This is a genomic window from Qipengyuania vulgaris (genome assembly GCF_009827325.1).
Taxonomy (GTDB): domain Bacteria; phylum Pseudomonadota; class Alphaproteobacteria; order Sphingomonadales; family Sphingomonadaceae; genus Qipengyuania; species Qipengyuania vulgaris.
Window position 1 is genome coordinate 172,805 of sequence record NZ_WTYC01000006.1, and the last position, 22,532, is coordinate 195,336.

At 62.2% G+C, this 22,532-nt stretch carries 27 protein-coding genes and 1 tRNA gene; 18 read left to right on the plus strand and 10 right to left on the minus strand.

The annotated features are described in order from the left end of the window. Positions 1-37: 37 nt before the first annotated feature. Positions 38-298, minus strand: a complete 261-nt coding sequence (locus tag GRI69_RS12210) for a zinc-finger domain-containing protein (RefSeq protein ID WP_160728556.1) — start codon at positions 296-298, stop codon at positions 38-40. A 53-nt stretch (positions 299-351) separates the two neighbouring features. Between GRI69_RS12210 and GRI69_RS12215 the strand changes: the two genes are divergently transcribed. Then, positions 352-1,290, plus strand: a complete 939-nt coding sequence (locus GRI69_RS12215; protein ID WP_160728557.1) for an ABC transporter ATP-binding protein — start codon at positions 352-354, stop codon at positions 1,288-1,290. A gap of 18 nt (positions 1,291-1,308) precedes the next feature. Here the strand turns inward: GRI69_RS12215 and GRI69_RS12220 are convergent, their stop codons facing one another. Continuing rightward, entirely contained in the window at positions 1,309-1,497 is a 189-nt protein-coding gene (locus GRI69_RS12220) for a hypothetical protein (RefSeq protein ID WP_160728558.1), read from the minus strand. Between the two features lie 139 nt (positions 1,498-1,636). On the opposite strand from GRI69_RS12220, the gene nadB reads away from it, so the two are divergent. Together nadB and GRI69_RS12230 are read left to right on the plus strand one after the other, a co-directional pair. Then, positions 1,637-3,220, plus strand: a complete 1,584-nt coding sequence (gene nadB, locus GRI69_RS12225; RefSeq protein WP_160728559.1) for an L-aspartate oxidase — start codon at positions 1,637-1,639, stop codon at positions 3,218-3,220. Positions 3,221-3,296: 76 nt separating this feature from the next. Further along, positions 3,297-4,139, plus strand: coding sequence for a GGDEF domain-containing protein (locus GRI69_RS12230; RefSeq protein WP_160728560.1), 843 nt, complete (start codon positions 3,297-3,299; stop codon positions 4,137-4,139). A 14-nt stretch (positions 4,140-4,153) separates the two neighbouring features. Here the strand turns inward: GRI69_RS12230 and GRI69_RS12235 are convergent, their stop codons facing one another. Then, the gene (locus GRI69_RS12235) at positions 4,154-4,528 is read right to left on the minus strand and encodes a PilZ domain-containing protein (protein WP_160728561.1); all 375 of its coding nucleotides are present in this window, start codon (positions 4,526-4,528) and stop codon (positions 4,154-4,156) included. A gap of 198 nt (positions 4,529-4,726) precedes the next feature. Here GRI69_RS12235 and GRI69_RS12240 point away from each other — a divergent pair, with 198 nt between their 5' ends. The 3 genes from GRI69_RS12240 to GRI69_RS12250 all read left to right on the plus strand — a co-directional run bounded on the left by GRI69_RS12240 (position 4,727) and on the right by GRI69_RS12250 (position 9,116). Further along, a complete protein-coding gene (locus GRI69_RS12240; RefSeq protein ID WP_160728562.1) occupies positions 4,727-5,617 on the plus strand; it encodes an alpha/beta fold hydrolase in 891 nt (296 codons plus the stop codon). A 373-nt stretch (positions 5,618-5,990) separates the two neighbouring features. Beyond that, the gene (locus GRI69_RS12245; RefSeq protein ID WP_160728563.1) at positions 5,991-6,497 is read left to right on the plus strand and encodes an energy transducer TonB; all 507 of its coding nucleotides are present in this window, start codon (positions 5,991-5,993) and stop codon (positions 6,495-6,497) included. Positions 6,498-7,085: 588 nt separating this feature from the next. Continuing rightward, positions 7,086-9,116 carry a ribonucleoside-diphosphate reductase subunit alpha gene (locus GRI69_RS12250; RefSeq protein ID WP_160728564.1) on the plus strand — a complete coding sequence of 677 codons (2,031 nt, stop codon included), beginning with the start codon at positions 7,086-7,088 and terminating at the stop codon, positions 9,114-9,116. A 114-nt stretch (positions 9,117-9,230) separates the two neighbouring features. Here the strand turns inward: GRI69_RS12250 and GRI69_RS12255 are convergent, their stop codons facing one another. From GRI69_RS12255 to GRI69_RS12265, 3 genes are all read right to left on the minus strand, one after another. Then, positions 9,231-10,427, minus strand: coding sequence for a GGDEF domain-containing protein (locus GRI69_RS12255; RefSeq protein WP_160728565.1), 1,197 nt, complete (start codon positions 10,425-10,427; stop codon positions 9,231-9,233). A gap of 137 nt (positions 10,428-10,564) precedes the next feature. After that, positions 10,565-10,810 (minus strand): DUF2171 domain-containing protein, encoded by a 246-nt coding sequence (locus GRI69_RS12260; RefSeq protein ID WP_160728566.1) that lies wholly within the window; start codon positions 10,808-10,810, stop codon positions 10,565-10,567. Positions 10,811-11,041: 231 nt separating this feature from the next. Then, positions 11,042-11,344, minus strand: a complete 303-nt coding sequence (locus GRI69_RS12265) for a hypothetical protein (protein ID WP_160728567.1) — start codon at positions 11,342-11,344, stop codon at positions 11,042-11,044. 233 nt (positions 11,345-11,577) lie between these two features. Here GRI69_RS12265 and GRI69_RS12270 point away from each other — a divergent pair, with 233 nt between their 5' ends. Further along, positions 11,578-12,636 carry a ribonucleotide-diphosphate reductase subunit beta gene (locus tag GRI69_RS12270; RefSeq protein WP_160728568.1) on the plus strand — a complete coding sequence of 353 codons (1,059 nt, stop codon included), beginning with the start codon at positions 11,578-11,580 and terminating at the stop codon, positions 12,634-12,636. Between the two features lie 298 nt (positions 12,637-12,934). On the opposite strand, the gene GRI69_RS12275 is transcribed toward GRI69_RS12270, so the two are convergent. After that, positions 12,935-13,438 carry a thermonuclease family protein gene (locus GRI69_RS12275; protein ID WP_160728569.1) on the minus strand — a complete coding sequence of 168 codons (504 nt, stop codon included), beginning with the start codon at positions 13,436-13,438 and terminating at the stop codon, positions 12,935-12,937. Between the two features lie 205 nt (positions 13,439-13,643). Between GRI69_RS12275 and GRI69_RS15880 the strand changes: the two genes are divergently transcribed. The 3 genes from GRI69_RS15880 (at position 13,644) to GRI69_RS12285 (ending at position 15,143) form a co-directional block, all read left to right on the plus strand. Beyond that, a complete protein-coding gene (locus GRI69_RS15880) occupies positions 13,644-13,793 on the plus strand; it encodes a hypothetical protein (protein ID WP_202392001.1) in 150 nt (49 codons plus the stop codon). Between the two features lie 124 nt (positions 13,794-13,917). Continuing rightward, positions 13,918-14,736, plus strand: coding sequence for a hypothetical protein (locus GRI69_RS12280; RefSeq protein WP_160728570.1), 819 nt, complete (start codon positions 13,918-13,920; stop codon positions 14,734-14,736). 95 nt (positions 14,737-14,831) lie between these two features. Then, positions 14,832-15,143 (plus strand): TFIIB-type zinc ribbon-containing protein, encoded by a 312-nt coding sequence (locus GRI69_RS12285; protein WP_160728571.1) that lies wholly within the window; start codon positions 14,832-14,834, stop codon positions 15,141-15,143. A 19-nt stretch (positions 15,144-15,162) separates the two neighbouring features. On the opposite strand, the gene GRI69_RS12290 is transcribed toward GRI69_RS12285, so the two are convergent. Further along, positions 15,163-15,786 (minus strand): hypothetical protein, encoded by a 624-nt coding sequence (locus tag GRI69_RS12290; RefSeq protein ID WP_160728572.1) that lies wholly within the window; start codon positions 15,784-15,786, stop codon positions 15,163-15,165. Positions 15,787-15,890: 104 nt separating this feature from the next. Here GRI69_RS12290 and GRI69_RS12295 point away from each other — a divergent pair, with 104 nt between their 5' ends. From GRI69_RS12295 to GRI69_RS12320, 6 genes are all read left to right on the plus strand, one after another. Further along, positions 15,891-16,193 carry a hypothetical protein gene (locus tag GRI69_RS12295; RefSeq protein ID WP_160728573.1) on the plus strand — a complete coding sequence of 101 codons (303 nt, stop codon included), beginning with the start codon at positions 15,891-15,893 and terminating at the stop codon, positions 16,191-16,193. A gap of 81 nt (positions 16,194-16,274) precedes the next feature. Continuing rightward, a complete protein-coding gene (gene argB, locus GRI69_RS12300; protein ID WP_202392002.1) occupies positions 16,275-17,183 on the plus strand; it encodes an acetylglutamate kinase in 909 nt (302 codons plus the stop codon). Between the two features lie 79 nt (positions 17,184-17,262). Next, positions 17,263-17,547, plus strand: coding sequence for a YggT family protein (locus tag GRI69_RS12305; protein ID WP_337191073.1), 285 nt, complete (start codon positions 17,263-17,265; stop codon positions 17,545-17,547). Continuing rightward, complete coding sequence (gene folD, locus GRI69_RS12310; protein ID WP_160728574.1) at positions 17,544-18,437, plus strand: bifunctional methylenetetrahydrofolate dehydrogenase/methenyltetrahydrofolate cyclohydrolase FolD; 894 nt, start codon at positions 17,544-17,546, stop codon at positions 18,435-18,437. The genes GRI69_RS12305 and folD overlap by 4 nt, the downstream gene beginning before the upstream one ends. A 17-nt stretch (positions 18,438-18,454) precedes the next feature. Further along, positions 18,455-19,162 (plus strand): hypothetical protein, encoded by a 708-nt coding sequence (locus tag GRI69_RS12315; RefSeq protein ID WP_237453092.1) that lies wholly within the window; start codon positions 18,455-18,457, stop codon positions 19,160-19,162. After that, the gene (locus tag GRI69_RS12320) at positions 19,159-19,782 is read left to right on the plus strand and encodes a MarC family protein (RefSeq protein WP_160728576.1); all 624 of its coding nucleotides are present in this window, start codon (positions 19,159-19,161) and stop codon (positions 19,780-19,782) included. The genes GRI69_RS12315 and GRI69_RS12320 overlap by 4 nt, the downstream gene beginning before the upstream one ends. 3 nt (positions 19,783-19,785) lie before the next feature. Here the strand turns inward: GRI69_RS12320 and GRI69_RS12325 are convergent, their stop codons facing one another. Together GRI69_RS12325 and GRI69_RS12330 are read right to left on the minus strand one after the other, a co-directional pair. Continuing rightward, on the minus strand, positions 19,786-20,391 hold the full coding sequence (locus tag GRI69_RS12325) for an LON peptidase substrate-binding domain-containing protein (protein ID WP_160728590.1): 606 nt from the start codon (positions 20,389-20,391) through the stop codon (positions 19,786-19,788). Positions 20,392-20,404: 13 nt separating this feature from the next. Then, positions 20,405-21,328 (minus strand): tetratricopeptide repeat protein, encoded by a 924-nt coding sequence (locus GRI69_RS12330; protein WP_160728577.1) that lies wholly within the window; start codon positions 21,326-21,328, stop codon positions 20,405-20,407. A gap of 195 nt (positions 21,329-21,523) precedes the next feature. Here GRI69_RS12330 and GRI69_RS12335 point away from each other — a divergent pair. Both GRI69_RS12335 and GRI69_RS12340 read left to right on the plus strand, forming a co-directional pair. Next, positions 21,524-21,598, plus strand: a tRNA-Gly gene (locus GRI69_RS12335). A 516-nt stretch (positions 21,599-22,114) separates the two neighbouring features. Next, complete coding sequence (locus GRI69_RS12340) at positions 22,115-22,408, plus strand: putative quinol monooxygenase (RefSeq protein ID WP_160683805.1); 294 nt, start codon at positions 22,115-22,117, stop codon at positions 22,406-22,408. Positions 22,409-22,532: the final 124 nt, after the last annotated feature.

Here is a 22,532-nt window from a genome sequence, read left to right on the forward strand (position 1 = left end):
TCCCCATGTAGGGAGGCCCGCACCGATTGGCGAGGGGCTAGGGGTGGCCCGGATCGCCGCCTTCGGAAATGTCCATCAGCTGCGACTGGTCGACCCCGTCCGCAGGACCCCCTTCGAGTACGAAGCGGCGATCGCAATAACCGCAATCGACATAGCCATGCTCGTCGATCTGGAGATAGACCTTGGGGTGGCCCAGCGCAGCAGGCTTGTAATTCTTGCCGCTGCGGATGTCGGTCGCGCCGTCGCACCATACGCTGCGCGTGGTGACCTTGGACACTTCGGGTGGAGGCAGACTCATGAGCGTGCCGATAATGGGTTTTTCTGTGCGCCTCAAGCGCCTAGGGCACTGTGATGGCCACACCGTCTGCAATTTCCATCGATAATCTCGTCAAACGCTACGCCCCCAGCGGGCCGGGCGACGAAGGCAAGCTGGCGCTCAAGGGTGTCAGCTTCGACGTGCCGCAGGGCGGCGTCTTCGGTTTGCTGGGCCCAAACGGTGCCGGCAAGTCGACGATCATCAACATCTTGGCCGGCTTGGTGCGCAAGACCAGTGGCAGTGCGGAAATCTGGGGCTTCGACATCGACGCCAATCCCCGCAACGCCAAGCGATCGATCGGGATCGTCCCGCAGGAGATTGTCTTCGACCCCTTCTTCACTCCGTTCGAAGTGCTGGAGAACCAGGGCGGCTTCTACGGCATCTCGAAGAAGGATCGGCGCAGCGAGGACCTGCTTGCCGCCGTCCACCTATCGGACAAGCGCGATGCCTATGCGCGCACCCTGTCGGGCGGGATGAAGCGCCGCCTGCTGATTGCCAAGGCGATGGTGCATTCGCCGCCGATCCTCGTGCTCGACGAACCGACCGCAGGAGTGGATGTGGAGCTGCGCCGCCAGCTGTGGGAACTGGTGCAGGAACTGAATGCCGAGGGCGTGACCGTGGTCCTGACCACCCATTACCTCGAAGAGGCGGAGCAACTGTGCGACCGCATTGCCATCATCAACCACGGCGAACTGATCGCCAACAAGCCGACCCGCGAACTGGTGGGCATGGCGCGCGAGAAGATCGTTTCGGTGAGCGTCGACAAGGATCTGGGCGGGCCCATCATGGAAGAGGCCTTCCTCAAGGCCGAGGTCGTCGATCCGCGCCGACTCGACATTACCTATGATCGCGACAAGGCCAGCGCAGGACAGGTCCTCGCGCTGGTCCAGAGCCATGGTTACGGGATTGAAGACGTCACCACCCGCGAGGCCGACCTCGAGGACGTGTTCGTGCAACTCACCGGCGCGGGCTGAACCGCGCCGGGAAATTCATCAGCCGAAGCTGCGCGGCCCGAGACCGGCGTCCTTTACGCGGAGCACATCCCAGACGTGGGGTTCGATTTCCTCCATCGGCGTCCTGCAGCACCGGCACTTGCCGACATGCATGCCGCCAGCCTTGCGCATGTTGGCATGATCGACCGAGTGGCGCCCGAAAGCGCAGGCGAGTAGACCCATTTTCATTATTTGCGACCCTCCAAGTCCCGAAATTCAAAGCCCCTGTCGAGTCGTTCCATAGCCAGCTTGTGCCCGCCGTTAACCTCGTTTTCGGCGAATCGTTCTCTACTTGCCGCGTGGTGATTGCGTGGGCATGAGGCGGGGCATGAAAGAAGCTCATGACGTCCTTGTTATCGGATCCGGCGCCGCCGGTCTGACCGCCGCGCTGGCACTGGCTGAAAGCCGGAAAGTGCTTGTCCTCGCCAAAGGCCAGCTCACGAGCGGATCGACCGCGTGGGCTCAGGGCGGTATCGCCGCCGTTCTCGACACGGGGGATACATTCGAGAACCATATCCGCGATACCATGGTGGCGGGCGCAGGGCTCAACGATCTCGAAACGGTCGAGTTCGTCATCGAACGCGCGCCGGCGGCGATCGACCGGCTGTGCGACCTCGGCGTGCCGTTCAACCGTGAAGAAGACGACCTGCACCTCACGCGCGAGGGCGGACATTCGCACCGGCGAATCGTCCACGTGAACGATGCCACCGGCTGGGCGGTGCAGGCGGCACTTCTGAAGGCGGCGGAGGAAAATCCGAACATCACCCTCCTCCCCAACCAGAGCTGCATCGATCTCGTCACAGGGCGCAACCAGAAGGAATATTCGGGCTCAGGGCGCGTCTGGGGGGCCTACGCACTGGATGCGGAAAGCGGGAAGGTCGTCACCCATGTCGCCCGCGCTACGGTGATGGCAGCTGGGGGCGCGGGCCGCGTCTATCTCTTCTCTACTGCGCCGCGCGGGGCGACGGGGGACGGGATCGCCATGGCCTGGCGCGCGGGCGCGCGCGTGTCGAACATGGAGATGATGCAGTTCCACCCGACCTGCCTCTATAATCTCGAGGTCAAGAATTTCCTGATCACCGAGGCGGTGCGCGGCGAAGGCGGGCGGCTTTACAATCCCGCCACCGGCGAGCGCTACATGGCCAGCTATGATGCGGAGCGCATGGAGCTGGCCCCGCGCGACATCGTGGCCCGCGCGAACGACGACCAGATCAAGCGCCACGGCCTCGATTACGTCCATCTCGACATCAGCCACCAGCCGCCCGAATTCGTCCGGCAGCATTTCCCCACCATTCACGAAAAGCTGCTGGGGTTGGGCATCGACATGACGGAGGAGCCGATCCCGGTAGTTCCGGCGCAGCACTATACCTGCGGCGGGATCAAGATCGGGCTCGATGCGAAGACCGACCTGCCCGGGCTCTGGGCGGCGGGCGAGTGCACCGAGAGCGGCCTTCATGGCGCCAACCGCCTGGCCTCCAACTCGCTGCTCGAATGTTTCGTGTTCGGCGAGGCGGCGGCGAAGGATATCCTGGAATGCTGGGACCAGCTCGGCGATCCGCCCGAGATCCTCCCGTGGGACGAAAGCCGCGTGACCGATTCAGACGAGGAAGTGGTCATCAAGCAGAACTGGACTGAGATCCGCCGGTTCATGTGGAACTATGTCGGCATCGTGCGTACGACCAAGCGGCTGGAACGCGCGGCGCACCGTATCCGGATGCTGCGCGAGGAGGTCGAGGACTATTACGGCCACTTCCGCGTGACGACCGATCTTATCGAACTTCGCAACCTGCTCGAATGCGCCGGGCTGATCGTCAACAGCGCGCTCAAGCGCCGTGAGAGCCGGGGACTCCATTTCATACTCGATTTCCCCGAAACCGATCCAGTGGCGCGCGACACCTTGCTTATACCGTAAGGTCGATCGCGTAACCGGTTATTTTTGCTCGGGTAAGGGAAACCGGGCATAGTGATGCCACGAAAGGCATATCGAAATGCGATTCTACCGGGCGACCTCATTCCTTTTTCCGCGTCATTATCCCGCACGTATGTTCGTGCTTTGCTTCGGTGCAGTCCATATTCCGCTATTCGCGTTTCTGCTTCTGGAGGCGTTCCGCGGGGAATGGCACTGGGGCATCTTCATCGCTCTGCTGCTCGCGACACTGGTGGGCAGCGTGACGGCCATTGCGGGCATCTGGGGCTTGCTTGCACCGATTGGTGAAGCCACCCGCGCGCTTGTCGCACTGCGCGACGGACAGGTTGAAAGTCGAGTGCCGGTGGGCGGACCGGACATGGCAGGAATGTTGCTGGAGTCCGTAGCGCATGCAACGCGTTCGACAGCAGAGCGAATGGCCGACCTGAAGGGTATCGCCACCACCGATCTCCTGACCGGGTTGCCCAATCGCCGCGGGTTGATCGAGCGGTTCGAGGAACGAGCCCCCGTTAGCGGAGTGCTCGCCCTGCTCGACAGCAACGGTTTCAAACGTATCAACGATACCTTGGGCCATATCGAGGGTGATCGCGTCCTTCGCGCCCTGGCCGACCGAATTTCGGCCGTGCTTCGCGAAGACGACTTGGCCGCACGATGGGGCGGCGACGAATTCGTCCTGTTTTTTCCTGACTTGAGCCTTGGTGAGGCACGGATTGTCCTGAACCGCCTCGACCTTGACTTGAAACGCCGCCCGGTTCTGAAGATCGACAACGTGCCGGTCGATTTTGCCTATGGGCTAAGCGAAGTCGAAGAACTGGGAGAGGGCAGGCTGGAAAGTGTCATCGCCCAGGCCGATGCCAAACTCTTCGAAGACAAAAAGCGCAAACGACGGAAGGCGAATGCGTGAGTGCGGATGTCGTCTCAGCGGTTCGCGGGTTCGGGCAGATTCGAAGGGCTCAGCGGAGGCAGTCTGCGACCGAATGCGTCCAGCGTAATGATCGCTTGCCTGCTCCCTTCTTCGCGGAAGGCGAAATATTTCACTGCCGCTTCGGAAAGCCGATCGTCGAATTCGATCCCCACATTGCCGTCCTTCGCCCAGCGCACAGTGCCCGAAACATCGATGCTGGACAGCAGTGTCAATTGCACGTTACTGCCAACTGCGATCTGCTGCTCGATGCCGCTCAACCTGCAGCCGTTCACCGATAGATCGCCGAGCATATGGCGCGAAGGGCCGTGCCCCGCGTGGCGAAGCACGGTGCCCTCGGCATCGAACCTTTCCGACGATCGCTTGTCCACTCCCCGCCCCTGTTGAAAATCCCGACGCACAAAGTGACAGGTCGGCATCGGAGAGTATTGTATTTTCGCGCCAACCGTTAATTCTTGTAAAGCTGGGTTGAAGACGCACAAAGCTCGGCAAGTGCAAGAATTTCGGAAGAGCCGTTAGTTCAGGGCAGAGCTAAACGACGGCTTTGCGCCCCCCCAGGGAGGATAGTTATGCCAAAAGTGACCGCGAACGGAATTGATATCCACTACGAAGAGCACGGCGATCCCGGCGACCCGGCCATGCTGCTGGTCATGGGCTTCGGGGCGCAATTGACGCTCTGGCCGGATGAACTGGTAGACGCGCTTGCGTCGCAAGGCTTTCGGGTCATCCGTTACGACAATCGCGATATCGGCCTCAGTCAGAAGTTCGATGGGGTGAAGGCGCCGGGAATCGTCAGGATGACCCTCATGTCCAAACTCGGCCTTACTCCGCGTGTGCCCTACACTCTGCGCGACATGGCCGCCGACGCGATCGGCCTGCTGGATGCACTGGATATCGGCAAGGCGCACATCGTCGGAGCGAGCATGGGAGGGATGATCGCACAGCACGTGGCAGCCAACTACCCCGATCGCTGCCGCAGCTTCACCCAGATCTTCTCGACCACCGGCAATCCCAAACTTCCGCAGGCCCGCAAGGAAGCCCTCCAGGCGCTCGTGACGCGGCCCAAGGACAATGCAGAAGAAGTGCTCGTCGAACATGGCGTGATGCTAGCACGCACCATCGGTTCGCCCGGTTATCCTTCTCCGGAAGACCGCCTTCGAGAGCGGGTCCTGACGAGTTTGCGCCGCAGCTTCTATCCGGAGGGTCCGACGCGCCACTTGGCCGCGATCGTAGCGGACGGTGATCGCAGCAGGATGCTGCGCAACATCTCCGTTCCGACCCTCGTGCTGAATGGGGAGGACGACCCACTGGTTCCCTGCGAGGGCGGCCGTGACACCGCAGCGTGTATCCCGGGAGCGAAACTGAAGACGATCCCCGGTTGGGGCCACGATCTTCCGCTCGAACTGGTGGAGATTCTGTCCGATGATATTGCCGCTCATGCACGGAATGCGACGAACTGACGAAGGCGTTCGACGAAGGACAATTGCAATCGACGACCGGGACGAACGGCGGACAGCCAGCGGTGCGAGTCCGTTGCGCAGTATCGGCGTTCCTTAACCGCGCAGCGGAATATTCGAACCGCTGAAAGGCTGCGAATTATCCAAAAACCGCAGAATATATCCAATTTGTAATGCTACGACGCACATTCCTGCGCCGTTTGACAACGCTGTTTCACGGGCGCATCACTTCTTGCAACAGCTCCGATCCCGCAGTCGGCGTTGTTTGATCGACCACTGACCGTCTTCGCTTAGATCATAATTGGGCTGTCGCGATCACTGCGTAACTCTCTGCGGCCGGTCATTCGCTTTTCGTTTCGAAAAAAGGATGATCACAATGTACAAAATCCTCGCACTAGCACTCGCCACCGCGGCGTCGGCAGCCCTGCTCGCCGAACCCGTTTTCAGCCAGAATATCGTCGTCACCCCCGATTCGTCGCAACAGGAGTTTGTCGAGGAAGTATCGCGCGATCTGGGCCGACAGCTCTTGGTCGCGGCGCGGCTGGGTGATGCGCCGAATGGCGAAGGTATCTCCATCGTGCGCTTCACGCGCGACGCCGATGGCGATGCGACCAATGTGAAGCTCTATCGGGCCTCCGGCAAGCGCGGTTTCGACCGGATCGCCATGACGGCCGTGAGCCGTCTGCGGACGCTGGATAGCGTGCCGTCGAGTATCGGCCATGACCAGCTGTACCAGGCCAACATCATCTTCGCCGAGAACGGCTGGGATGTCGCGCGCCTGGAACAGCAACTGGCAAGAGAAGAATCGGCCAGGATGGCGTCGCGTCCGTCCGAACGCACGGTTCTCGCTTTCGGTAGCGCCGCAACCCGTCCGACCTCCTGACCGGCGCTCCCTTTCCCGGCCATTAGTCCCGGCCGGGAACGCCCCGGTGTCGCACCCCGTTCTGCGGGAAGGGTGCGCCGCCGGGGTTTGTCGTGTCCGGATCGAGCCCGCGCATTCGAAATGCCGGGAAAGGCAAGAAAATTTCCCGCCTCGATTCGAATGAATCACAAGCGGGTCATACAATCTTTGCCCGCAAAATTTTTTCACCCATTGCGATTTTGGCCTTGCGATTTCGCAAAGCCAGCTTGGTCCACGCGTCGCTGCGTCGCATCATCCTCGCGGAACCGGAATGACCCTCATCCGGTGCGTTAAATCTTCATTGACCCTCTTGCGCCCGATCCCGGTCTGATTCAGTATCTAGTGGTCGGTTGCCTGGGGGTACCTACAAGACCTAGCGATTTCTCTCCTCCTCCCCATATAGGGAAGAGCGCGGAATCGTCCCGGTCTGTGGAGAAACAGGGGAGAAGTTTTCGCCCCGTCCCCCGGCTTTCGGTGCTAGGCGGGGAGGGCTCTCGCCGACTCGAACACATAGCGAACAGGCGGGCAGCACGATCCTGCCGCAGTCGCACAGACAAACGGTGGGGAATCATGGATTTCAAAGGCGGAGACGAAGCAGCGATGGGACTGGACATGGATACTCAGGACACTGTCGAAGATGCCGCTCCCACCGAGGCGAAGAAGCCGGAAAAGGCAGTCAGCATGAAAAGCCAGGACAAGGGCAGCGAGCAGCTCCTCGCCGAAAAGGCGGGTGAAGCGATGGCGGGTGCCATGGCCGAAGTCGCCAAGGCGTCCGTCAAGGAAGACAGCAAGAAAGTCCTCGATCGCCGTTTCGACGTGCAGATCGACACCAGCCGCGATGAACTGCTGACCGCCTTCGGCAAGGAAACGCTCGAAGACCGTTACCTGCTGCCGGGCGAAGGCTACCAAGACCTGTTCGCCCGCGTCGCCGATGCCTTCTCCGACGATGCGGAGCATGCGCAGCGCCTTTACGATTACATTTCCAAGCTGTGGTTCATGCCCGCCACGCCCGTGCTTTCGAACGGCGGCACCCAGCGCGGCCTGCCGATCTCCTGCTATCTCAACAGCGTGGAAGACAGCCTCGACGGCATCGTCAACACCTGGAACGAGAACGTCTGGCTTGCGTCCAAGGGCGGCGGCATCGGCACCTATTGGGGCAATGTTCGCGGCATCGGCGAACCGGTCGGCCTCAACGGCAAGACCAGCGGCATCATTCCCTTCGTGCGCGTGATGGACAGCCTCACGCTGGCGATCTCGCAAGGTTCCCTGCGGCGCGGTTCGGCCGCCTGCTACATCGATGTCTCGCACCCGGAGATCGAGGAATTCCTCGAGATCCGCAAACCTTCGGGCGATTTCAACCGCAAGGCGCTGAACCTGCACCACGGCGTGCTGGTGACCGACGCTTTCATGGAAGCGGTGCGTGCGGGCGAGGAATTCGACCTCGTCTCCCCGCGTGACGGCAGCGTCCGCAAGACCGTCGACGCACGCAGCCTGTTCCAGAAGCTGGTCGAAACCCGGCTTGCCACCGGCGAACCCTATATCGTCTTCTCCGACACGGTGAACCGGATGATGCCCAAGCATCACCGCGATCTGGGCCTCAAGGTCTCGACCTCGAACCTGTGCGCCGAGATCACCCTGCCCACCGGCATCGACCACCTCGGCAACGATCGCACCGCGGTCTGCTGCCTGTCCTCGCTCAACATCGAGAAGTGGGACGAGTGGAACGAAGACAAGCAGTTCATCGAGGACATCATGCGCTTCCTCGACAACGTGCTGCAGAACTATATCGACCGTGCGCCCGACGAGATGGCCCGCGCGAAATATTCCGCCACGCGCGAACGCAGCGTCGGCCTCGGCGTGATGGGCTTCCACTCCTTCCTCCAGCAGAAGGGCATCGGCTTCGAAAGCCCGATGGCCAAGGTCTGGAACCTGAAGATGTTCAAGCACATCCAGGGCAAGGCGTCTGAAGCATCGATGATGCTCGCGAAGGAGCGCGGACCGTGCCCGGATGCTGCCGAAATGGGCGCGATGGAACGGTTCAGCTGCAAGATGGCGATCGCACCGACCGCCTCGATCAGCATCATTTGCGGCGGCACCAGCGCCTGCATCGAGCCGATCCCTGCCAATATCTACACCCACAAGACGCTTTCGGGCAGCTTCGTGGTGAAGAACCCCTATCTGGAAAAGATCCTCGACAAGAAGAGCAAGAACTCGACTGCGATCTGGAACTCGATCCTCGAGAAGGGCGGCAGCGTCCAGCACCTCGATTTCCTGACGCCGGAAGAGAAGGCGACCTTCAAGACCAGCTTCGAGATCGACCAGCGCTGGCTGCTCGAATTCGCTGCCGACCGCGCGCCCTATATCGATCAGGCCCAGTCGTTGAACCTGTTCATCCCGGCCGATGTCGACAAGTGGGACCTGATGATGCTGCACTTCCAGGCGTGGGAGAAGGGCATCAAGTCGCTCTACTACCTCCGCTCCAAGAGCGTGCAGCGCGCCGGTTTCGCCGGCGGAGTGGAAGCGGACAACACCGTCGACGCCGCCAAGTACGAACTGGCCGCAGAGCAGACCGATTACGAGGAATGCCTCGCCTGCCAATAGGCTGAGCAACCCTTGCGAGAAATGAAGGCCGCCGGTCCGCATCATGCGGACCGGCGGTTTTCCTTCTGCCGACCGGTCCATGCCTTGCGGGACCAAGCTGCCAGCAGCGCAATTTTACGCTGCCAACACACACCTGTTTCGTCCCGCCGCCTTGGCGCGGTAAAGGGCGACGTCGGCCCGGCCCAGAAGCGAGCGCATGTCGGGAAAGCCTTTCCCCTCACGTACGGCTATCCCGACGCTGGTGGTGCAGATTGCAATCGCATCATGATCGGCGCGGGGCATTTCGAGCCGTTCGATGGCCATACGAACGTCTTCGGCCACGCTTTTGGCTTCGCGGATCCCGGCCACAGACAGGAACACCACGAATTCCTCACCGCCGAAACGCGCGGCAAGGCCGCCATGAGTTTCGGCAGTGACCCGCAATTGCTCGGCTACGGCGCGCAGGCAGTCGTCGCCCGCCTGGTGGCCCCAATCGTCGTTGAACGCCTTGAAATGGTCGATGTCTATCATCAGCAACGCAGCGCGCCTGCCGTCGCTGCTCGATTCATCACTGTAATGGCGCTGGAATACTTCGCTTGCGTGGCGCCGGTTGGCGAGGCCGGTCAGCGGATCCTGGGTTGATAGCTCGGTCAGGCGCTCGTTCTTCATACGCAGCTCGCGCACGTGATCTTCCGCTTCCAGCGCGAACAGGATTGTGCGCCGCTCCAGCCAGCGCATGCGCCGTGCAAGTATTCCTGCCGCGGTTGCGACAAGCGTCAGGATAAGCAGGAATGTCACGGCATGGCCATCGACCTTCTGCTGGTAGATGACGAGGAATCCTGCAGGCACGAAGACTGCCGCGATGAACAGGAGGACGCCCCTTCTCCGGAAGGGCAACAGCGGAAGCGTCAAGCCCAACATGAGGGCCACTCCCATAGCCATGAAGGCATCGGCAGGAGGCGGGGCGAAACCGCTGGCGAAAAGGAGGGTGAGGGACACGGCAGTGAGGCCGGCGCCAAGGAAGAGTTTCTGCAACGCCAGCCGTTTACGCGGCATTGCCAGCACGGCCACCAAAAACGGTAACGTCACGCTTAGGCGCAGAACGGCGACCAAGGCGAAATGCTCGGGTATTGTAACGAGATCCACCGATAGCGAGACCAGCGTGATCGCCACACCCAGCACCGCGAGGAAGCGCGCCTCGCGATAATGCCGATCATCCACCGCGCGTTCGAGCCGGGCGCGCAAATGTGCAGGACAGGAAAGGGTCTTTCCTTTCCACCAGTCGAGCATCCCTGCATTGCCGGAATCGTTCTGTTCTTGCGCCCGTTTCATCGCTGATTCCACCTTATGCGATGTGCTGCCCTAAGCAATCGTAAGGAACCGCCTGGGTTCATCATACGCAAAAAGCCCCGCCCTCCGTCACGGAGAAGCGGGGCTTTCTTTTGCCGGGGACGGGACCGGCTATTGCGTCAGGCGTGGGCCGTAGTGGCCTTGGTGCCGAGACCGTCCGGTAGACGCGTGCCTTCCTTCAGGTAGATACGGTTGTCGTCGATCTTCTCGACGCTATCCAGCTTCAGGAAGTGGTGCATGTCATCGGCGCTGTCGGTCTTGGTCAGCTTGATGGCATCGCCTTCGACTTCATCGACCGTACCGACGTGGTGGCCATCATAGTCGGCGATTTCCATGTGTTCCTTGATGCGAATCTTCTCGAACATAGCAATTTCCTTTTGAATTTCGTCACTTACACCTAACCAACGGGTGGATCGAGGCACCGTTCCTCGCTTCGCCGAACCTCCTGCACGGCCTGGTCGGCCAGCCGGAAAATGCCCGGCCACAGCGCACAAAAAGACGCCCCGCCTTTGAGGGACGGGGCGCCGGGGTTGCGAGACTTGCCCGCAAAAGGGGAAAACCGGACAAGTCCGCTTGGCCCCGTAAGTCGGTGAGCGTCAGTCGCCGCCAAGCGGGCGGTTGGCGTCGGCGGCGGCGCGCTGGTCGGGGCGGGAGGATATCTCGCCCGGCTGGGCCTCGCCCTGTGCCAGCGGCTGCCTGCCGTGGCTGCCGGTCGCAACGTCCTGTTCCATCTGGCCGTCCTCGTCGCGGGCATTGCCATAGCCGCGGCGCGCCTGACCTTCGTCCTGCTCGTTCTGGCGGGTTTCGCCTTCGCGCGGACCGGTGCGCTTGATGCCGCCGGGCTCGTGTCCGTCGTTTAGCGTGACGTCGCGGCTGTCGCGTGGTTCATACTGTCCCATTGAAAATCTCCTTCGCCCAATCAACGGGTTGAGGAGCGCGCACGTTCCGCCATTCGTCGCAAACGCAGGGCAGCTGCGGGCCTTGGCCTATCCTCAGGCAGCGCAGCGGAAGGGCCACACCCCACAAATAAAGTTACCCAGTTCTTATCCCCACCGAATCATCCCCTCTTGCCTTCGAATCCGGCGTATGATTCCCTATATGAGTCGTTCACGCGGAACCCGGAGACCACAAGATGTCGTTGCTCGAAGCCAGAAAGACCTACAAGCCCTTCGAATACCCCTGGGCTTACGAGTTCTGGAAACGCCAGCAGCAGATCCACTGGATGCCGGAAGAAGTGCCGCTGGGCGAAGACTGTCGCGACTGGGCGCAGAAGCTCACCGATCACGAGCGTAACCTGCTCACGCAGATCTTCCGCTTCTTCACCCAGGCCGATGTCGAGGTGCAGGATTGCTATCACGACAAATACGGCCGCGTGTTCAAGCCGACCGAGATCAAGATGATGCTCACCGCCTTTTCCAACATGGAAACGGTGCACATCGCGGCCTACAGCCATTTGCTCGACACGATCGGCATGCCCGAAAGCGAATACAGCGCCTTCCTCGACTACGAGGAAATGAACGACAAGCACAATTACATGCAGCAGTTCGGCGTCGACAATGACGAGGACATCGCCCGCACGCTGGCCATGTTCGGCGCCTTTACCGAAGGCATGCAGCTGTTCGCCAGCTTCGCCATGCTGATGAACTTCCCGCGCTTCAACAAGATGAAGGGCATGGGCCAGATCGTCAGCTGGTCGGTGCGCGATGAAAGCCTGCACTGCGAAGGCATCATCCGCATGTTCCACGAATTCGTGCGCGAGCGGGATTGCCTGACCAAGGCGGTCAAGGAAGACATCATCGACATCTGCCAGAAGACGGTGCGGCTGGAGGACAACTTCATCGACCTCGCCTTCGAAATGGGCCCGGTGTCCGGCATGACGCCCAAGGATATCAAGAAGTACATCCGCTATATCGCCGACTGGCGGCTGGGCCAGCTCAACCTCGATCCGATCTACATGGTCGACGATCACCCGCTGCCCTGGCTCGCCCCGCTGCTGAACGGGGTGGAGCATGCCAACTTCTTCGAACAGCGCGCCACCGAATATTCCAAGGGCGCGACCAAGGGCGAATGGAACGACGTGTGGTCGAGCTTCGACAAGCGCCGCACCGCCAAGGCCGCGAACGAGGAAGAGGCTGCAGACGACGGCCCGGGCCTGTTCGGCGAGAGCGAAGGGGCTGTAGCGGCGGAGTAAAAGGTAAGCGTATTCGGAGGCGGCGCTGGAGAATTTCAGTCAAAAGCTCGAAGCGATATATGATCGCAGAACAGCGCAGCTAAATGCGAAGCGAGGACCGGAAGGGGGTGTCGTGTATCACTACACAGATGCCTTCGGCCTTGAAGGCATACTGCGTTCAGGGAAGATCCGCGCTACAGATTATCGCTTTTTAAATGACCGGTCCGAATTCAGGCATGGGATTGAGAACGCAAAGGGTCTTTGCGAAAAGCTAGCCAAGCGCAGGATGGGGCCGCAAGTGACCGGATGAGGGGGCGCCCTATCGGCACCAATCCACGCGGCTTCCGCCCCATACGCTGCCCTCGGCCAGTCCGGCACCGATCATGTGGTCCGCCAGCACGTCATCTCCCCGCCGCGCTTCGCGTAGTTCGCGGCCATACTGGTCGCGGGGCGGCTCCGCGCCGCCGGTCCAGCTGAAGCGGCCCCGCGCCAGCCAGCCGGACAGTGCATCGCGCGCCTCCATCGCCTTCGCCCGTTCCGCTTCGCAGGCGCCGTCCATTTCCGGCGCGTCATAGCCGGTCAGCCGCACGCGGCGCTGGCCGATTGCCAGCGTGTCGCCGTCGATCACGCAAGCCTCGCCGCCGCGCTCTCCGCAAATGCCGAAGCGCATGTCCACCGCGCTCACCGGAGCCGGGGGCTGGAGCACGTCGCGCAGCACCCACCACGCGCCGAGCACCAGCGCCAGCACCACCATCCACCGCCACCCGCCGCGCCTCCTGCGCGGGCGAAACCTCGCGGGGCTGATGCGCGTGCGTTTGCTCATCGAACGCTGCATAGCTTCCCGGGCCCGCCGCGCAACATGGGCCGGCACCGCAACGGGAAACTTTGGTTTTTCCCAGTGAACCGGTCACCTGGCTCACCCCGCGCCCGTTCTGGCGCAAGTCAGGAAACCGTAACGTCATTCGTGGCTTGGCCCTGTGTGGACGGCGCATTTGCTCCGCACCGCATTCCTTCAAAGGAGGAAACCCATGGACCAGAAGAACCAGAAACCCGCCCAGCCCCAGCAAGGCGGCAAGAACCAGACCGACCGTGACCAGCAGCAGCGCCAGCAGGACGAAGGCGGCAAGCAGCAGCAGGGCGGCGGCAAGTCCGACCAGAAGCCGAACCAGAACAAATAGCAGGTAACGGCTTCGTACAGAGCCGGGCTCTTCGGCGCACAAGTGGCGGCCGCTCCTGATCGGGGCGGCCGCTGTCGTTTCAGGCGCGTTTCCTACAGCTGCAAAATCTGCTCCATCCTGCCGGATGACCCGCAAACGCACCCCGCTCGCCCCGTCCGCCAACCCTGTTTCGCCCGCGACCGAAACGCCCCCGGAGGTCCAGCAGGCCGCCGCCCTTCCCGTCACCGAGCCGGACGCGCCCGAGCTGGACGCGCATGGCTTCGATCCGTCCGAATATCAGTGGCTGCCGGTCAGGCGAAAGCCGCGCAAGGACGGCTGGACCCCGCAGCGCCAGCGGGATTTAATTGCCGCACTGGCCGGAACGGGGTCGCTCGAATTCGCCTGCATGGAGGTGGGCATGAGCAAGTCTTCCGCCCATCGCCTGCGCCGTTCGCCCGGCGCGGAACAGTTCTCCGCCGCCTGGGACGTGGCGCTGGAACATGCCGCGAAGGTCCTGCTCGACACCGCCTTCGAGCGTGCCTTCAACGGCTCGACCGAACCCGTATTCGACCGCGACGGCTGCCGGACCGGCACGCGCTATCGCCAGAACGACCGGCTGCTGATGTTCCTGCTGCGCGCCTACATGCCCGGCCGGTTCCGCCATGCCCACCGCGACTGGCGCGCCAGCGACGAGGCGCTGCCGCCCGCGCCGGAGCCGATGGACAAGGTGCTCGCGCAGCTGGAGCCGGTGCCGCCCGCCCAGCCGCACCTCCTGCTTGCGCCCGACGAGCTGGAAGACGCAGTGTTCAGGGCCGACACCCTGCCTCCGGGAGAGCTGCCGCGCTGGCACCGCGGCGAGGGCGATGCCGAAGCGGGTGCGGACATCAACAAGATGTTGGAAGAGAAGTACGACCGCATGATGCGCGATCTCGAGGACGCCCGGCGGAACCCGAAAAACGGGTGAACTTTGAGTGAACTTTGCGCCCCTTCGGCCCGCATTCCTGCTTGACCGGCTTCACGGTCTCCCCATCTGGAGCGGTACATAACGAGAGGAATTCCATGCGTACCGAAGCCGAAGTCGCCGCCATGCCCTGCCCCGTGTGCAAGGTTCCGCTCTCCATGAGCGACCGCAACGGTATCGAGATCGACTATTGCCCGCAGTGCCGCGGCATCTGGCTCGACCGGGGCGAGCTCGACAAGATCATCGAACGCAGCGCGCCGCAGGCCGCGCCGCAGCAGCAGCCGCGCCCCGCGCCCGGCTATGCCCAGCACGGCGGCCACGGGCATTCGGGCTATGGCCACGGCGCCTCCGGTTCGTGGGGCAAGCCCGGCAAGCGCAAGAAGAGCTTCCTCGAAGAACTGTTCGACTAGGACGCGTTAGGGCGCGCCCTCACCAGCCCCAGGCGGGCGGGGGCGCTTCCACTGGCTGGCTCGCATCGAACTCCACGCGGAACAGGCGGGTGGGATCGTTGCGGCGGGTGAGCTGGTAGACGTAGCGCGCATTGCCTGCATCTGCCGGGTCCACCTCGACGCGCCAGACATTGGTGACCGACACGTCCAGCCCCTCGCGCTCGAACATGGCGATCGAATAGGCGTCGACCGGGAAGTCCTGCACCCGCGCGGTGCCGGCGGACAGCGTATCGCCGCCATATTGGGTGACCGCGTCCTCGCTGCCGTCCTCGTGCCGGTGATCGTGCTTGAGGCGGAGGCCGTCCGCGGTCCGGGTGACCAGCCAGGTGCGCGACCGGTCCCACCTGGAGCCGTCAGCTGCTTCGACATGGAAGGCGATGGCGGTGCGCGTGTCGCTGCACTCGGCCCAGTGGGCGATCATTGCGCGCCCGCGGAAATCGGCATCGCGGCTGTCGCTGCTGGCGAGCTCGCCCCGATAGGCATTGCCGCAATGGCTCTGCAGCGCGGACCAGAAGGCCTCCTGCGAAGCGGGCAGCGCCGGTGCATCGGGGGCGGAGGCGCAGCCGGTCAGGGCAAGCGCGGCGAGCAGGGGAAGGGTTCTCATGCTGCACACCTTAGCGCCTTTGTCCCACGGCGGAAGGGTTGCCGGACGGAACGGGCACTCTGGCGGCTCATTGATTGGGTACGATACGAAGGAGAACCATCGCCATGACCGATCCAGTCCCCGACACGAAGGCTCCCCGAACCCGCTGGATGTGGGTGGGGGTCATCGCCTTGCTTGCCATCGCATTCATCGGCTTCATGCTGTTCGGATCGCAGCAGGGCGCCATCGAGAATGTCCCCGACTATGCGACCACCACCCAGGAAGAACGCCTGAATCAGGACCTGCCTCTCGCCACCGACGACGACCTGCCGCCTGTCCGCGGTACCGAAAACGATGCAACAATCACTGCAGAGGGCGGCGAAGTTGAAGTGGTCGATGCGCCCGCGGCAAGCGAAACGGCCGAATAACGCCAAAAGCCTTTCGTCCGCGAAAAGGTCGGGCTAACGCCTGCGCTCTCCATCATGGAATAGCGCAGGCACTTGCACTCGATGACCCAGACTGAAGCCACCGACATGCGCGATGCCAGCGCCAAGGCGCAGACGCTGATCGAGGCGCTGCCCTATTTCCAGCGCTATGCCGGGCGCAGCTTCGTGGTGAAATACGGCGGCAACGCCATGGGCGACGACGATGCCGCGCGCGAGTTTGCAGAGGATGTCGTGCTGCTGAAAGCGGTTGGTATCAACCCGGTGGTGGTCCACGGCGGCGGCCCGCAGATCGGCGCGATGCTGGAGAAGCTGGGCGTGGAGACCCGCTTCGTGGACGGTCTGCGCGTAACCGACAAGGCGACGGCAGAGGTTGCGGAAATGGTACTCTCGGGCGCGATCAACAAGGCGATCGTCGGCTCGATCGCCCGCGCAGGCGGCAAGGCCGTCGGGCTGTCGGGCAAGGACGGCAACCTCGTTACGGCGCGCAAGGTGAAGCGCACCACGAAGGACCCGGAAAGCAATATCGAGAAAGTGCTCGACCTCGGCTTCGTCGGCGAACCGAGCGAGATCGATACCACGATCATCGAAACCGCCACGGCGGCGGGGATGATCCCGGTCATCGCCCCGATCGGTAGCGGCGAGGACGGGCATACCTACAACATCAACGCCGATACCATGGCAGGCGCGCTCGCCGCGGCGCTGGGTGCGGCGCGCCTTCTCCTGCTGACCGATGTGGACGGGGTGCTGGACAAAGCGGGCAAGCTGCTCACCGACCTCACACCGGCCGACATCGCCAGGCTGCGCGAAGACGGCACGATCAGCGGCGGCATGATCCCCAAGCTGGAAACCTGCGTCAGCGCCGTGGAGGCTGGCTGCGAGGCAGCGGTCGTGCTGGACGGCAGGGTCCCCCATGCCATGCTGCTGGAATTCTTCACTGCCCGCGGCGCGGGAACGCTGATAAGCGCGCCTTAGGGGTGGCGAGGCGTCATCCGCTCTTGTAGAGGCATGACCATCGGGACTGCATTTTTCTAGAAAACGGGGTTCGACCTAAGTGCTGATTACCCTCTACCAGATCATCGAAATGATCACTTCCATCTTCGTGATGCTGATCATCATCCAGTTCATCATCGGCCTGCTGTTCGCCTTCAATGTGGTGGGCCGCAACGAATTCCTGATGGGGTTCTACGACGCGATCAATCGCCTGCTCGAGCCGGTATTGCGGCCGATCCGCAACCTGATGCCCAACACCGGCGCGATAGACTTTTCGCCGCTGGTGGTGATCATCCTGCTGCAGATCATCCTGATCGTCCTCCGCAATATCATCATGTCCGTATGACGGCAGAGCGGATCAACGGGAAAGCCTTCGCCGCCAGCCTGCGCGAACGCGTCGGAGAACACGCCGCGCAGTTCGAGGCATCGGCGGGACGCAGAGCCGGGCTCGCCGTGGTGCTGGTGGGCGAGGACCCGGCCAGCCAGGTTTATGTGCGCAGTAAGCACAAGGCGACCGTGGCCGCGGGCATGGAGAGCTTCGAACACCGGCTGCCTGCTGACACGAGCGAGGAGGACCTGCTTGCGCTGGTCGCTCAGCTCAATGCCGATGAAGCGGTCGACGGCATCCTCGTGCAGCTTCCCTTGCCCGGCCATCTCGACGAGCAGGCGGTGATCGCCAGCATCAGCCCCGACAAGGATGTCGACGGATTTCATGTGACGAACGCCGGGCGTCTCGCGGTCGGGCAAAGCGGTTTCGTGCCATGCACCCCGCTGGGCTGCATGATGCTGTTGACGGAACGTCTGGGCGATCTGTCGGGCCTCGAGGCGGTCGTCATCGGCCGATCGAATATCGTCGGCAAACCGATGGCGCAGCTGCTGCTCGACGCCAATGCCACCGTCACGATCGCGCATAGCCGGACAAAGGATTTGCCGAGCGTGGTCAGGCGCGCGGACATCGTCGTTGCCGCCGTGGGCCGCGCGGAGATGGTCAAGGCCGATTGGCTGAAGGAAGGCGCGACCGTGATCGATGTCGGCATCAATCGCCTCCCCCCCGCCGAGGGCGAGGAGAAAGGGCGTCTGGTCGGCGACGTGGATTATGCCGGAGCCGAAGGTGTGGCCGGCGCGATTACACCAGTGCCCGGCGGTGTCGGGCCGATGACCATCGCGGTTCTGCTGCGCAACACTCTCGTCGCGGCCTATCGCAACGCCGATCTCCAGGTTCCGGACGGGCTGTGATCGGTCGCGTTTTCCTGATGGCTGCATGCGCAAGCCTGATGGGTGGCTGCGCGAATGGGGCACCGCGAGGACAATTTTCCCGCGTGCTTGCCAACGCTCCGGGTGCGGCCCAGCCAAGCGAGTTAGTGGCACGCGAGATTGCGATGCTCCAGTGCGCCAAGGAAATCGGACAGGTCGAGGCCATGGCCGAATTCGCAGCGGATGGTGCCATGGTTCTGGCGGAGACAGGCGAGATCCCGGTATCGGACTTGCGCACGCTGCGCGGTGATTGGCGTGCAGCGTCGTGGACCCCCAAGAGCGTCTGGGTGAGCTGCGATGCCCGCTTCGCCGTTTCCGAAGGGCGGTTCGCTGCGGCGGACGGCAAGGTGGGCGACTATGTAACCACCTGGCGTGAGGACTCTTCAGGCGACTATGTCTGGGTTCATAATGCGGCAACCCTCGATGATCCGCAGCCCGAGAAAGTCCCGCTTGCGGCCGCTCGAGACGACGAGATCGTGGTCGAAGCCCTCATTTCGGTTAAGGGACACGTGACAGATTGCGATCGACCTGCCGGCTCGCCCCCGCCCGGCGCCGCGCCGATGCGCGAAACGCTTTCGCCCGATGGCCGCCTGTCCTGGCGCTGGAGCACGTCCGGACCCGAGCGGATTTTCCGGCTCTACGCGTGGACAGAGGGTGCCTGGACACTGGTGCTGGACCGGCAATGGCCATTGGAGCGTAGCAAGTGACCCAGCTTTTCCTGTCGGCTTTCATTACCCTGTTCGTGGTGATCGACCCTCCCGGTTGCGCGCCGATCTATGCCGGGCTGACCAAAGGGGCAACGCAGGCCCAGCGGCGTATCATGGCGATCCGCGCGGCGCTGATCGCAGGCGTGATCCTGCTGATCTTCGCACTGTTCGGCGAACAGTTGCTGGGGGCCCTGCACATAGAGCTCGACAGCTTCCGCATCGCAGGCGGTCTGATGCTGTTCTGGATCGCGTTCGAGATGGTGTTCGAGAAACGCACCCAGCGGCGCGAAGAGCGGGCCGAGAAGGTGGCCGCAACACCCGAAGTCGAGGATGTCTCCATCTTTCCGATGGCGATTCCGATGCTGGCGGGTCCCGGGGCAATCGCAGCAATCATGCTGCTGATGAACGAAGCTCAGGATTTGACGGGCACTTTCACGGTGCTCGGAGCGCTCGCTTCGGTGCTGATCATCACCATGCTAGCCCTGATGGCGGCAGGTCCCATCATGCGATTGTTCGGGGACAAGGTGGAGGCGGCGATCACCCGCGTACTCGGCGTTCTCCTCGCAGCTCTTGCCGCTCAATATGTGATCGACGGTCTGCGCGGCAGCTTCGGGGTTTGAACCCTACTGCAGGGTAACGATCTCGTCACCGTCGTCTCGCAGGGCGAAGAACTGCATCAACTGAATCATCAGTTCGCAGCGTTCCGACAGCGTCTTCGCTTCGATCAGCGCCTGTTTCGCAGCTGAATCGAACGGGGCAATTTGCGCGACCCCGTTGATCAGTGTCTCGTCATCGAGCCTCTCGACCGAATCCCAGTCCACCGAATAGCCTTGCATCGCGGCGAAGCGCTTGGCCTCGAATTCGAAGCCGGCCCGTTCTACGCTGGCGAGTACTTCGTTCTTCGGGTCTTCGATCAACTCCGCTTCGATCTGCCGGAATGCGGTGGTGACATCGAGTTCTCGCACGAGTTTGAACCGCGAAACCCCTTCGAGCACGATATTGTAACGCCCGTCTTCAAGCGCTTCGACATCGCCAATGCGTCCGACGCAGCCAATTTCGTAAAGTGGTGAACCCTCCGAATTGCGCTGGGGCTGAATGATCCCGATCAGCCGGTCCTTGGCAAGCGCGCTGCCTACGAGTTCGCGGTAGCGCGGCTCGAATACGTGCAGCGGCAATTGCAGCGCCGGAAACAGTATCGCTCCGGGCAGGGGAAAGATGGAGAGGCGGATGCTCAAACCGGCCTCATCCGAACAGCAGCTTCGAAAGCCGCCGCCGTGTTGCCACCACCCATGGATCTTCAAGGCCCACGGCGTTGAAGATGTCGATCAGCTTGGTCCGGGCCGCCCCTTCGTTCCATTCGCGGTCGGCTTCGATCATCGCGAGCAGTTCGTCGGCAGCGGCATCGCGCTGGCCTGCTGCAAAGGCTGCTTCGGCATAGGAGAGGCGCGCATCCATATCGGAAGGGTTTGCCTGAGCCTTCTCGCGCAGGGCGGCGAGTTCGCCGTCATCGACCTTGTTGCCCGCCAGTTCGAGTGCCGCCTTCGCGTTCTCGATCTGCGGATCGTTCGCCAATGCAGGGTTGGCCTCAGCAGCGGCGAGCGCCGTTTTCGCTTCCTCGACCTGATCGGCGAGCGCGAGTGCACGGATCAGGCCCGCATGCGCGGCTGGATTCTCGGGCGCCATTTCGGCAACTTGCGCAAAGATGCCTGCGGCGCGCGCGGCATCGCCTTCGGACAGCACCTGCTCGCCCATCGCAACGAACTGGTCCACCTGCTGCGCAGCCTGCGCCTGCGGACTGTCTGCTTCACCCCCTTCGATGGGGAGCTGCGACAGGATCTGGTCGAGCGTCTGCTTCATCTGCGATTCGCTGCGGGCATTGGTGAGGTCTGCAACCGGCTGGCCCTGGAACATGGCATACACAGTCGGAATCGACTGAACCTGAAACTGTGCGGCAATGAACTGCTCCTTGTCGACATCGACCTTCGCCAGCACGACGCCCTTGTCGGCATATTCGCCAGCGACCTTTTCCAGCATCGGGGCAAGCGCCTTGCACGGGCCGCACCACTCCGCGTGGAAATCGAGGATGACGAGCTTTGTCATCGAAGGTTCGACAACATCCTGCTTGAACTTCTCGACAGCCTTCTGCTCGTCGATGCTCAATCCCATGCTCGCCACGTAAACCGCCTTTCTGCGCGTTGAAATCCAAGCTGCCCATGTGGGTCTTTCTCCGCCAATGTGAAGGGCTGGAGTGTCGCTCGCAACCCTCATGCGAGAACCGCACTTTTTTGCTTGCGGGACTCACAAGCCGTTGCTAGTTGCGCGCCTCCCCACCGGGCCATGCGGTTCGGCGAGCGTCAGTGAGCGGGCGTAGCTCAGGGGTAGAGCACAACCTTGCCAAGGTTGGGGTCGGGCGTTCGAATCGCCTCGCCCGCTCCATTTTTCTTTAGAAAATTGAACCGCTTAAGCGGATCGCAAGTTGGCGAATTCTGCTTCCCCGCTCTGTCGGTTGCTCCGGGGAAGCGCGGGGGAAGCACAAATCGGAGTTTCGTGGCGCACTCTGGCGTTTGCATTGCGACACACTGAACCTCCCGATTCCAAGGTGCAAGGATTGGTTTGGCGTGTGTCCAGCTTGGAGTGCGATCAGTGAAGGTGTCCAATCTGATTACCCAATTCGCTTGTAATTTGAAGCGGCGGAATTGGGGCCGATTTCGGACTGACCGGTTTTGGCAGCGGAATGGACTTAGCGGACGTTCATTTGCGGCATCGCGCTGAATGTGATCGCCCTTATGTCCGTGATTGCAGTGACCTCCGCGCCGGTTCTAAGCGCAGTGCGGGTTGCCGACACTGAACCCCCGTTTTCAAAATGCATGGTCGGCGCGCGGGCCCCTTTCGACCTACTTGTTCGTTATAGCGTTGGCCGACTTACCCGGCCGCCCCATCTAGGAGGTGATCATGCCCAAACTAGCTCTTTACGTGCCTTTGAAGGCCAAACCCGGCAGGGAGAGTGACATCGCTGCTTTCCTCAAGTCGGCACTCCCGCTCGTGCAAGACGAGCCCGGGACGCTGACATGGTATGCGATCGAAGAAGGCCCCGGCGCTTACGCCATCTTCGATACCTTTGACACTGAGGAGGATCGACAGGCTCATCTCGACGGTAAAGTGGCTGCTGCACTAATGGAAAAGGCGGAAGATTTGTTCGCCGAGCCGCCTCAGATCCATAAGCTCACGCTTCTAGCCGCGAAATAGGGCGCGCCCGCCGGTCCTGTCATTTCGATTTGATGTCGAAGCAACGGCTGCTTGTGGGTTTAACCGCTTCTGCCGAGTGTAACTGCTGTAAAGGCACGTTGATGGCCAGCCATTTTTGGGCCGT